This window comes from Xanthomonas sp. GPE 39 (assembly GCF_000963005.1).
Classification (GTDB): domain Bacteria; phylum Pseudomonadota; class Gammaproteobacteria; order Xanthomonadales; family Xanthomonadaceae; genus Xanthomonas_A.
Genome location: NZ_JZHZ01000007.1, coordinates 2,921,083 through 2,932,527 on the forward strand (window position 1 = coordinate 2,921,083; position 11,445 = coordinate 2,932,527).

Consider the following 11,445-nt stretch of genomic DNA (forward strand, 5'->3'; position numbering starts at 1 on the left):
GCGCTTACTTTTTACCGGGCACCGGCAGCGGCTGCATGGCCTTGAATTTTGTCCCGTATTCGTCGGTGAGATTGCGCGCTTCCTGCGGGTCGCGCACGATCGTCGGGGTCAACAGCACAATTACTTCGTTGCGGCTTTTCTGCTGGGTTTTCTGTCCGAACAGCGCACCGACCACCGGCACCTTGCTGAGGAACGGCACGCCGAGGCTGCCATCGCCGGTGGAGTCGTTGATCAGGCCGGCGAGCATGATGGTATCCCCACTTTGCACCGCCGCTTCGGTCTTGACCCGCCGCGTATTGATGTCCACGTTACAAGCCGAACCGCTGACCACGTTGCTCGAGCTGGCGGTACACGCCGCCGGTCGCGCGCCCGGCGTACTGACCTCCTGCACGATATCCAGGAACACCATGCCGTCCTTGGTGACCCGCGGACGCACCTTGAGGATCACACCCGTATCGATGTACTGCACCGACGAATAACTGGAATTGATGCCGACCCCGGTATTGATCGAGGTGGAGTTGATCGGGATGCGCGTGCCCACATTGAGCGTGGCTTCGGCATTGTTCCGCACGAATACCGACGGCGTCTGCAGCAGTTTGAGGTTGGTAACTTTGTCCAGCGCGGTAATCACGGCTGCAGCATTTGTGCCGAGGAAAGTCCAGCCAAGGCCGTCACTGCCGACTTTGCCGGCGATGTCACCCCAAATCTTGCGACCGGCGGCGCTAGGCAGACCCGCACCACGGCCAATCCCCGTTCCATTCGCCACGCTGCCATCGGTGGACGCGTTGACCGAATTTTTGAAGAACCAATCGACGCCATACTGCAAATCGCCGGTCAAACTGACCTCAGCCACCTGCGCCTCGATGTGCACCTGCATCGGCATGACGTCGAGCTTCTCGACCACATCGCGAATGGAACGCCATGCCTGCGGTGTGGAGCGCACCAGCAGGGTGTTGGTTTCCTCCACCGCCGCGACGCCGACCTTGTCGCCCTGCACTTCCAGAGTCACGCTGCCATTGCCGGCGGTGCGCGGCGACAGTTGCAGGCCACCACTCCCAAACGCGCCGCCACCACCGCCGGACATGCCACCGCCCAGGGAATTGATATCGCTCCCGCTGCCACCCAGACTCCCACCGCCGAAGCTGCTGTTAGCGCCGCCCATGCTGGGATCGCCACCCCCAATACCGCCACCGTCGTTCAACTGATACATCTGCATGCCGGGCATCAAGGAAGCATTGGGATCACCGCGATTGCTGCCGCTCCCACCAAACACCTCGGACAGACGCTCGGCCAAATCCCTGGCCTTGATGTATTTGAGCTCGTAAGAGAACAGCCGTGCACCACCGCCGGCGCTGTCGATACGATCCAGCCATTCTTGGATCTGGTCCAGATAGCGCGCCTGCGGGGTGATCACCAGTACCGCGTTGACGTTCTCCAGCGGCATGAAACGGAACATGCCGGCACTGGGCGTCTTGCTGTTCTCGCCGAAGACCTTCTCCAGGTCAGCAGCGACCTTATCGGCTTTTCCGAACTGGATCGGAAATACACCTACCGACATCCCCGCCAGCCAGTCCACATCGAAAATCTGCACCGTCCGCAGGTAATTTTCCAACTCGGCGCGGGTACCGCCCAGGGTGATGACGTTGCGCGCGTTGTCGATCCCAACGATCGCATTCGGACGCGCGTAGGGTTCCAACACCTTCTTCATCTCACTGGCGGAGATGAACTTCAGCGGCACCACTCGCACCTCGAAGCCGCGCGCACTGGCAGGCGAGGCGCTGCTCGGCGCCACCGTACCGGCCAACGCCTGATCGGCGGGAACGATGTTGTAGCGACCGCCGTTGTAGACCATGCGCGCGTTGTTCCAGCCCAGCACCATCTCCAACAGATTCAACGCCTGTGCAGGCGAGACCGGCTTGGGAGTGGCCAGCGTCACCGTCCCCTGCACGCCCGGCGCGATCACATAGTTCTGCCCAAGCATGTCGCCGAGAATCGCCTTGACCACCGCCTGTACCGATTCGCCCTCGAAGTTGAACGTGGCGCTACCGCTTCTGGCATTGGCCAGCGACGGCGCTGGCGCGGAGGCAGCCGCAGAGTTGATCATGCTGCCGCTTCCGTGATGGATCACCGGCGTCGCCCGCGCGGGAGGCGCCTCGGGATCGGCCTTGCCCCCAAATGCAGCAGACTGGGTATTGCCAGCCTGACCGACATTGGCATTGATCGCGGCGCCACGGCGGACGTCGGGCGAGGGAGTGGTTGCGCAGCCGGCCACCAGGCCGATCGCGAGAAACAAGGAAAACAAGCGCGGCGTCATGCGATCACTCTTCAAGGGTTCTGGCCGGAGGGGGTGTTCTGGCTCTGTTGTTGCAATTGCCGGCGGCGGGCTTCGATCCGTTCACGGATCGACTGCAACTGCTCCGCCGATGGAGCCGAAGACGCAGCTTGCGCCGGGGTGGGGGTAGGGGTTGGGGTGGGTGGGGACGGCGGACGCGGCACGGTGATGTTGTTGGGCTGCACATTGACTCCGGAAGGAGACGAACCAGCTGCGCGGGCAGCCTGACCAAGCACGGTCGGCGGCTGCCCGCCCTTGCCGTCGAACACCTTCAACTCCAGGGTCTGGGTGCCACCACCGCCACTGACCACAGCCCGACGCGGCTCCAGCGACAACAGCCGCCAGCCCTGTACAGGATCGTGACCTTCCTGCAAGCGCAGCGATTCGCCATGATCGGTGGTCAACGTGGCCATTTTGAAGTCATCCGTGAGCAGCACCCCGGTCAAGCGCACCGTCGACGCGGCCGTCTGACCGTTGTCGGCAGTGAGGAAGAAGGGATGCGGTCGGCGGTCCTCGGCGAAGACCGGGTGCGCGGCAATATCACCGTAGTGGGATAAATCTTGAAGCCGTTCCGGCGCCGCCTTGGGCAAGGACGGCAAGCGCGGGACCATCGCCGGGTCGTCGGGCAGCGGCGCGATCCGCTCGCCGAGACCGGCCAGGCCCAATGCCCAGATCAGCAGCCCCCACAGCACCAGGGTGCCCAGCAACACGGTGCGCAATCCCATTGCTTCAACCCGCATGACGGTCCCCCGACTGGTGCGATGAATGCGAGCTTGGTGTCGGGGCCGCAGCCGGTGATCCATGTGATGGCATTGCGGGTGCTGGCACCGGCGTAGGTTCGCTCGGTCCAGCGCCTGCCGGGGTACCGGCATCCATCACCGGCGCAGCGGTCGCCCGCACTGTGGCGTCTGCCGCCGGGGCATCCGTCGCTGCCGACATGGCGCTGGGCCGCAGGTAGCCAGCCAATTCGAACGCCACATCCAGGCCGTTACCGCTTTCGGTCGGCGAGAGTTGATAGCGCTGGGCCATCACGTTGAGATTATCGATAAACAATGCAGGCGTTCCGCTTTCCAATGCGTGCAGGACCGCCGCCAGTTCCTGAGTGCCGCAGCGCAGCCGCACCTGCACCGCGACGCGGGTGAAACGGTCACGGTGCTTGTCGGCGGCAAGCGGAGAGCGGTTGCTGATCGCGCAGCTACGGTTCCCCGGACTCGCCGTGGCCACTGCGCTTTCCAGGCGCTGCACCAGGCCGGCCGAGGCCAATTCGGCCGAGGCCTCGTGCAAGAAGCCTGGCCGCGTCGCCAGTTCGCGCTCTGCCTGATGGAGCCGTTGCGTCACTTGCGGTGCCTGTTGCAGTTGCATGCGCACGCGCAACTCGCGCTGGCGCAGGTCCTGGATCTGCACCTCGACCTCATGCATCGGCACGGTCCACGACGGATGCACCAGTACCAGATAACTGATCGCCAGCACTGCCAGCAGCAGGCCCAGCGCCAGCCAACGATCACGCTTATCGACCTGCACCGGCATCATCGGCGGCCTCCTTGTGCTTGATCCCGGCCAGTGTGGCGGTGAGGGTGAAGCGATCACGGTGGCTGCCCGGATCGGACTGCAGCACGCCGGTCAGGGAGGGCGCTTGCCACAACGGCGAGCCTTCCAGCCGACCAACCAACGAGGACGCTTGGCTGCTGAGACCAATCAATTGCAACTGATCGCCTTCGATCGAGAATTTTTCCAGATACGTCCCCTCGGGAAGGCGCTTGCTCAATTCGTTCCAGACTTCCACCACCGTCGGACGCTCGGCGCGCAGTTGATCGAAAAACGCCGCGCCTTCGACCAGATCGACCAATTGCTGGCGCTGCGCAGCGACCGCATGGGCGCGCTGCGCGCTGCTCTCCACCTGCGTACTTAGCTGTTGCAGCGCATCGCGGCGGTTATCGAGCAGCTGCCAGCCGGCCGCACACAACGCCAACAGCGCAGCGAGAGCCAAAATCGCGTTCCAGCGCCGCATCGGATCGGCACGACGATAGCGCTGTTCCAACGGCAGCAGATTGACGCCCAGCGGCACGCCGACGGCGTCGGCCACATCGATGCCGGCCAGGGTCGGGCGCAACGCGCCGGCAGCGACCTGCAGCTCTTCCAACACCCAGCGTGGAGCCACGACCAGTTCGGCATCGAGCAGGGCATCGTCGCGGCGACCATTGGCGCGCACGTCGTAGATCACCTGGTCGGGCTGGAACGGGGTCTGTCGATCGATCTCGAACTTGACCACCTCGTGCAGATGCTGGGCGGCCGCGACCGGCAGCCGCAGCCGGCGTTGCAACGCCGACGCCGCCGGCAGCAGCCATACCCGAGGCAGTGCGGCCAACCGCGGCCCCAGCACCGTATCCAGTTCGTCCGGCAGCAACGGCCACGGCAGGGCCAGCGTCTGTCCCAACTCGGCATCGACCTGCCGCGCCAACATCAGTTGGTCGTCCTGGCACCATAGCAACAGACGCGCCTGCGACCAGCCCAATTGCAGTTGCCAGCGCGGCGGCAACCACGCCATCAGCGAGCGCTGCCACCAAGCCAGCAAGCCACCAGCACCGGGGGCGAAGCGCAGGCCAAATTTTTCCATCGTGTCGCGCCACACCTTCATCGAACTGTCGATCCTTCTTGCCATCGCAGTACAGTGTAGGCGGAGCCAGGTAGCGGCGACGAGCCCAATCGCACGATTGCGCGCAGGACCGCCTCACGCCCGTTGCCCAAACGCGCTCGACTTTCGATGCTGTAGGTGCCGCGCCCGGACATCCCAACGCCTGGTGTCTGATCGGTACGCTCGCGCTGTGCGAGCACCTGTTGCGCATCCAGGCCCATCGCAGTGAGCACCGGGGCCGGCGCGAACTCCGGAGCCGGGCGCAGAATTCCGCCATACAGGGTGACGTTGGGCAAGAGCTTGGCGTACAGCGCCGAGTCCATGCCCAGCACCAGTTGCAGTTCGTCCAGACTCTCGAACGGCGCATCCTTCGCACCATAAGGCAGGCCTGCGGCGGCATAGTCCGAATCCTCGGCACCGCCGCCAGGCTGACTGAGACTATCCGGATCGCGCCAGTCCACGATCGCGCCAGCGATGCGTTGCGCGCGTTGCGGGTCTTCGCCAACCGCGCGGATCAATGCGGCGAGCAACGACAGGTCGGCCTTGTTCAGATCGACTTTGCCGCTCTCGTCGCTCAGCCGCAGATCCACGGTGGCGTCGGCATACTGCCAGCGATAACGGCGTCCATCGACGCGCCAGCCTGGCTGCGTCGCGGTGCTGTTGAGCCGAGTCAGCGCGTACTCCAGACCGGCGCGTGCGCGCTCCTGCGCTTGCGCACCGTCGCCGAGCACCTTGCCTTCCAGACCTTCGGTGCGCGCGGTAAGTACGAAAGCGCCGATCAGCGCAGTGAGCAACGCGATCAACCACAGCACCAACACCAGCGCCGCCCCTTGGCTCCGCTCCAATACCGGCTTCATTGGCGCCCCCCCATGCCGCCAGTCTGGCGCAGCGCGACCACCAACGGCGGCCACACGGTGCCGTCGCCGCCACGCAATTCGATCGAAACCAACAACGGGAGCGTGTCGGTACGCGTCCAGCGCTCCTGCCAGGATCCGATGGTGCCGCGCTCGGGATCGATGCCGCGATAACGAAAGCGCACCTCGCGCAAATCATCGGCTAAGGTTTCGGGCGGACGCGGGGAGGATTCCGGCAACTGCTTACCGGCCTGCACCTGCACCAGCGCGATGGCTAATTGCCGATGGTCACCCTCGCCACTCACCTGCAGGTCGTGCATATAGGGACCGCCCCGGCCAAGATAACTCGGCAGATCGGCCACGAACTGCATCCGCTGCGGCTCACCAACGAACCGCACCTGCTGCAACGTCTGCGGATCAGTCTCCATGACCATCGACTGGGCACCGCTCAGGCGCTGACGCAGGAAGCCTTCCACCGCACGTATCTGCTCGCTGCGCGCAGCGATCACCTCGCCACGGCCGCTAATGACGGTCGCCGAGCGCAGAGTGGCGAACGCAAGGGTAAGACCGCCGACCAGCAACACCGTGGCAAGCAGCACTTCGATCAGGGTGAAGCCAGTGGCAGCGGCGCGACGCGGTGCAGACATCATGGCGGGACCCTGGCGACCTGCGAATTGACCAGACGCAGGGTCTGCCACTGCAGTGCCTGCGCTGGCGTATCGCCCCAGCGGACCTGCAGATTGAGTTGCAACAGCGTCGGCGCACCGGACACCACCGCCCCATCCGGCGGCTGCCGCGGATCGACATAGGGCATGACATCCATCGTCCAGTGAAAGCGGCCTTGTTCGAAGTCGCCCTGGGTGCGACCGGGTTGCAGTGGCTGTTCCACGCCCTGCACGGCCAACAGCGACTGCGCATACAACGTGGCGCGACTGAGCTGGTCGGCTCGCTGCACCTGACGCGCCGCGCCAGATAGCGATCCGAGCAACAAGGTCAGCGCCAAGGCCAACAGCGCAAACGCCACGATGACCTCGATCAGGGTGTAGCCGCGCTGCCGTCTCATGACGGATCCTGCTGCGGTGGCCGCCCCACTTTGACCGCGCCGGTGAGCCAGGTCACATCGATCCGCCAGAGTGACTGCCGCGCCTGCAATTCGATACGCCCGCCCGTTGCAGCGCCATCTTCAAAGAACGCGATGGCACCTTGACCCTGGCTCTGTTGCACCTGGCGCGCACCGCTGAAACGCACGGTCAGCGACGGCGGGATCTCGCCGTGACGGCCATTGGGCGCCTGCCAGGTATGCATCTGCGGATCGATCAAAAATCGCTGCGGCTGACCCGTGGCGATGGCCTGCGCACGCGTATAACGCAGCTGCGAAGCAATCTCCTTAGCTGCCGAGCGCAAGCGCATTCCATCGATACCACCGGTCAAGACCGACGCGGCCAGGGCCGCAGTGATCGCAATCAGACCGATCACCAGCAGCATCTCCAGCAGCGACACGCCGCGCATGCGCGCACGCGAAACCGCGACGCGTTCGCACGCGCCCGAGCGCAGACCGCCGGCAATGGCCTGAATCACGGCGTCGGATCACTCGTACTTGATATCTGCGTCGTAACTGCTGCCACCGGGTTGACCGTCCTTGCCCAGGCTCATCAGATCGAACGGACGACCGTCGCCGGGCACCTTGTATTCGATTGGGTGGCCCCAAGGATCGTTGAGTTCCGCAGGCTTGGCATACGGACCGAGCCAGCCATTGACACCACCGGGCGCGGTGACCAGATCGTCGAGCTTGGACGGCAACTTGCCGGTATCCAACTGGTAGTTGTCGATTTTGCCGGCCAGGGTCTGGATCTGTGACTTGGCCAGATTGGCCTTGCCGCGATCAGCACCACCCAGGACGCGGCTGCCCACCAGGGTCAGCACCGCGCCGATCAGCACAATGACGATGATGATTTCCAGCAGACTCATACCGGACTGTCGCGCGGCGGAGGGGGAACGGGTGATGGAGCGGAGATTTCGCATTGCCTCGGGTCCTTGCGGTGGAAAACCTATGTAGCCAAACTCGTTGAAAATGACAGCGACCGTGCACGAATCGCGCGATTGCGCTTCACGGATGCGGCCAGCGGGGAGCGCACGACACTGCGGCCGTCTGCGCACAAAACGCGGAAATCTGAATGCAAACTCCCGCGTGAAGTGTGACAGAGACGGCTGCCGAAGGTTCCCCTAGGAAATAGGCCAGCGTCACACTCCGCGATCACGATGCCGCAGCAAACCTGACTAGCGCGGAGAATGTCATATCGGTCGTGGCAATCGGGTGAGGCATCACCCGATTGCATTGGTCAGGTCGTACAGCGGCACGAGAACGGAAATGATCACCAAACCGACCACCGAGGCCAACACCAGGGTGATCGCCGGGACCATGGCCGCGAGCAGGCGATCAATCGCCTGCGCGGTCTCCTGCTCGAAGGTATCGGCGGTCTTCAGCAACATGATGTCGAGGGCACCGGACTCCTCACCCACCTGAATCATCTGCAACGCCAGCCGCGGGAAGCGCTTGCCCTTGGACAACGACGCCGACAAGCCGTGCCCGTTCTTGACGTCATCGGCCGCAGTGCTGACGTCGGCAATCAACGCCAAGTTCGATAGCACGTTGCGCGAGATGCCCAATGCCGCCAGCAGCGGCACGCCATTGCGCAGCAAAGTCCCCAGGGTCCGGGTCAGGCGCGCCGTTTCCAGGCGTGCGATCAGCGTACCGACGAAACGTTGCCCGAGTAACCAGGCATCGAAGCTGGCACGGAACGCCGGATCGCGACGTTTGCGATCAACGACCAACACGGTCAGCGCGGGCACCACCAACAGCACGATCCACCAATCGCGCACGAACAGGCCCACCGTCAGCACCGCCTGGGTGAACCATGGCAAGGCCACGTCCAGGCTTTCGTACATCTGCGCGAACTGCGGCACCACATAACCAAGCAGGAACAACAGGGCGCAGCCGACCACGCTGACCAGAATCGCCGGGTAGATCAGCGCATTGATCACCCGACCGCGCAATTCGCGGCTGCGCTCCAGGTATTCGGCCAGACGTTGCAGGGTATCGTGCAAACTGCCGCCTGCCTCGCCCGCTCGCACCATGTTGATGTACAGGCGCGAGAACAGGCCATGTTGCCGTTCCAGCGCGGTGGACAGCGGCGCGCCGCCACGCACGGCGTCGCGGATGTCGCCGACGATGCGCCTGGAACGTTCGTCCTCGGGCAATTCCAGCAGGATCGACAATGCGCGGTCCAACGGCTGGCCGGCACCCAGCAGGGTCGCTAATTGCTGGGTGAACTGCACAAGTGCAGCGCCGTCGAACGGCTTGGTGCAAAATAGGCCGCGCAGCGAAGTGCCGCCGCCTTCGCTGGCAAGCTTGGCCTGTATCGGCATATGCCCCTGCTCCTGCAGACGCAGTGCCACCTCCGCTTCGCTGGCGGCGTCCATCTGCCCTTCCAGGATCTCGCCGTGGGAGTCGAGGGCCTTATAGCGGTACAGAGGCATCAGGAACCAAACTCAGTCGTCGCGACTGCGGACGCGGACAGGCCACCATGAACCATCGCCGCACGCTGGCACGACCGGAACCGGAACGCGCCGGGCGCACGCGTTTGGGCACTGACCCGACGCAGCGCGCGCATCAGGATTCCTCCGTCACGCGCAACACTTCCTCGATCGTGGTCTGACCGCTGAGGGCCTTGGCCAGCCCGTCCTCGTACATGGTGCGCATACCGGCCTCGCGCGCCAGTTGCTCGATCTCGCCCATGCCGGCGTGGCGCATCACCGCACGACGCAGCGCATCGTTCATCACCAGGAACTCCATGATCGTGGTCCGCCCGACGTAACCGGTCGGCGCAATCGCCGAGGGGCGTGGGCGGTACAGGAAGATCTCGCCTTCCGGCTGCAAACGGCGCAGTTCGAATCGCTCGATCTCCTCCTGCGAGGCCGCATAGCGTTCGGCATGGGTCGGCTCCAGACGCCGCACCAGACGCTGGGCGAGGATGCCATTGATCGTGGAAGTGAGCAGGTAATCCTCCACCCCCATGTCCAGCAAGCGGGTGATACCACCGGCGGCGTTGTTGGTGTGCAGCGTGGACAGCACCAAATGGCCCGTGAGCGCGGACTGGATGGCGATGCGCGCGGTCTCCAGGTCGCGCATTTCGCCGATCATGATGATGTCCGGATCTTGCCGCACGATGCTGCGCAGAGCGTGCGAAAAATCCAGCCCGATCTGCGGCTTGGCCTGGATCTGGTTGATGCCCTCGATCTGGTACTCGACCGGATCTTCGACGGTGATGATCTTGACGTCGGCGGTGTTGAGCTGGCTCAACGCGGTGTACAACGTGGTGGTCTTGCCCGAGCCGGTCGGGCCGGTGACCAACAGGATGCCGTGTGGCTGCTCCAGCACTTTGCGGAACTGCGGCAGGAAGGCATCGGTGAAACCGAGCCGGTGGAAGTCGAACACCACCGTCTCGCGATCAAGCAGACGCATCACCACGCTTTCGCCGTGTGCGGTCGGTACGGTGCTTACGCGCAGGTCCAGTTCCTTGCCCTGCACGCGCAGCATGATGCGGCCATCCTGCGGCAAACGGCGTTCGGCGATGTTGAGCTTGGCCATGATCTTGACCCGGCTGATCACCGCCGCAGTCAGATTGGCCGGCGGGCTTTCGCCGTCGATCAGCACGCCATCCACACGGTAACGCACCTTCAACCGGCTCTCGAACGGCTCGATGTGGATGTCCGAAGCGCGCAACTCCACCGCGCGCTGAATCACCAGGTTCACCAGCCGGATCACCGGCGCTTCGGAAGCCAGATCGCGCAAGTGCTCGATGTCATCGGTGACGACGCTGTCGCCGTCGGCAGTCTCCACGATCGCGCCCATGGCGCTGCGGCCCTGACCGAACCAGCGTTCGATCAGATCGTCGATCTCCGAACGCAGCCCCACCCGCGGCAATACCCGCATCCCAGTGGCCAGGCCCACCGCGTCGGCGGCGTAGGCCGCGTGCGGATCGGCCATCCACAACTCCAGCGCACCATCGCGCTCGCCCAGCGGACAAACGTGGAACTGTTTGAGGAAGCGCAGCGACAACAGTTGCGCCTCGGATTGGGTCTCCGGCGCGGTGACCGGCAGTTGCTTGGCATCGAGCAACGGCAGGCCCAACACCTCAGCACTGACCTCGGCATGATCGCGTTCGGACACCAGGCCCAGACGTGCCAACAGCGACAGCAGGTCGCCGCCGGCTTCGCGCTGCAACTGGCGCGCACGTGCCAAGTCGCCTTCCTTGAGCCGGCCTTTGGCCAGCAAGGCCGCAATGATGCGGGCTTCGGGCGTATCGCCGTCGACAGCAATGTCCTTCACGAGCGCGTTCACGCAATCTCTCCCAGATGACAGTCCACTTTAGCAGTTCAGCATGAGCCAACGCCGAACTACGTACCAATGACCGCCTCTGTCTACTGCCAAATGCGCAGGGCTAGATCGGCGCAGCGAACGTCATCGCTTCGACACGCCAAGCGTAGATCATGCTTGCTTGCACCTAGACGCACCAGGCTCCAGATCCCCACGGCACGGGCCGTAAACGCAGGAAACCCGGCCAAAA

Annotated in this window: 11 protein-coding genes; all 11 read right to left on the reverse strand. The window is 64.2% G+C overall.

Going from position 1 to position 11,445, the window contains the following annotated elements; all coding sequences use genetic code 11:
* Nucleotides 1-4: 4 nt before the first annotated feature.
* Nucleotides 5-2,314, reverse strand: a complete 2,310-nt coding sequence (gene gspD / locus XALGPE39_RS12270) for a type II secretion system secretin GspD (protein ID WP_045728419.1) — start codon at nucleotides 2,312-2,314, stop codon at nucleotides 5-7.
* A gap of 11 nt (nucleotides 2,315-2,325) precedes the next feature.
* A complete protein-coding gene (gene xpsN, locus XALGPE39_RS12275; RefSeq protein ID WP_045728420.1) occupies nucleotides 2,326-3,072 on the reverse strand; it encodes a type II secretion system protein XpsN in 747 nt (248 codons plus the stop codon).
* On the reverse strand, nucleotides 3,062-3,859 hold the full coding sequence (gspM, locus tag XALGPE39_RS12280) for a type II secretion system protein GspM (RefSeq protein ID WP_082061964.1): 798 nt from the start codon (nucleotides 3,857-3,859) through the stop codon (nucleotides 3,062-3,064). Before gspM ends, xpsN begins: the two co-directional genes overlap by 11 nt.
* Nucleotides 3,840-4,967, reverse strand: coding sequence for a PilN domain-containing protein (locus XALGPE39_RS12285; protein ID WP_045728421.1), 1,128 nt, complete (start codon nucleotides 4,965-4,967; stop codon nucleotides 3,840-3,842). The genes gspM and XALGPE39_RS12285 overlap by 20 nt, the downstream gene beginning before the upstream one ends.
* Nucleotides 4,964-5,809 carry a type II secretion system protein GspK gene (locus XALGPE39_RS12290; RefSeq protein ID WP_045729188.1) on the reverse strand — a complete coding sequence of 282 codons (846 nt, stop codon included), beginning with the start codon at nucleotides 5,807-5,809 and terminating at the stop codon, nucleotides 4,964-4,966. The genes XALGPE39_RS12285 and XALGPE39_RS12290 overlap by 4 nt, the downstream gene beginning before the upstream one ends.
* An 8-nt stretch (nucleotides 5,810-5,817) precedes the next feature.
* Complete coding sequence (locus XALGPE39_RS12295; RefSeq protein ID WP_161795355.1) at nucleotides 5,818-6,465, reverse strand: type II secretion system protein J; 648 nt, start codon at nucleotides 6,463-6,465, stop codon at nucleotides 5,818-5,820.
* Nucleotides 6,465-6,881, reverse strand: a complete 417-nt coding sequence (locus XALGPE39_RS12300) for a prepilin-type N-terminal cleavage/methylation domain-containing protein (protein ID WP_045728423.1) — start codon at nucleotides 6,879-6,881, stop codon at nucleotides 6,465-6,467. Before XALGPE39_RS12300 ends, XALGPE39_RS12295 begins: the two co-directional genes overlap by 1 nt.
* Nucleotides 6,878-7,327 (reverse strand): GspH/FimT family pseudopilin, encoded by a 450-nt coding sequence (locus XALGPE39_RS12305; protein WP_082061965.1) that lies wholly within the window; start codon nucleotides 7,325-7,327, stop codon nucleotides 6,878-6,880. Before XALGPE39_RS12305 ends, XALGPE39_RS12300 begins: the two co-directional genes overlap by 4 nt.
* Nucleotides 7,328-7,405: 78 nt before the next feature.
* Nucleotides 7,406-7,840 carry a type II secretion system major pseudopilin GspG gene (gene gspG, locus XALGPE39_RS12310; protein ID WP_045728425.1) on the reverse strand — a complete coding sequence of 145 codons (435 nt, stop codon included), beginning with the start codon at nucleotides 7,838-7,840 and terminating at the stop codon, nucleotides 7,406-7,408.
* Between the two features lie 300 nt (nucleotides 7,841-8,140).
* Nucleotides 8,141-9,355: a type II secretion system F family protein gene (locus XALGPE39_RS12315; protein ID WP_045728426.1), complete on the reverse strand. Its 1,215-nt coding sequence runs from the start codon at nucleotides 9,353-9,355 to the stop codon at nucleotides 8,141-8,143.
* Between the two features lie 133 nt (nucleotides 9,356-9,488).
* A complete protein-coding gene (gene gspE / locus XALGPE39_RS12320; RefSeq protein ID WP_045728427.1) occupies nucleotides 9,489-11,219 on the reverse strand; it encodes a type II secretion system ATPase GspE in 1,731 nt (576 codons plus the stop codon).
* Between the last annotated feature and the right edge of the window lie 226 nt (nucleotides 11,220-11,445).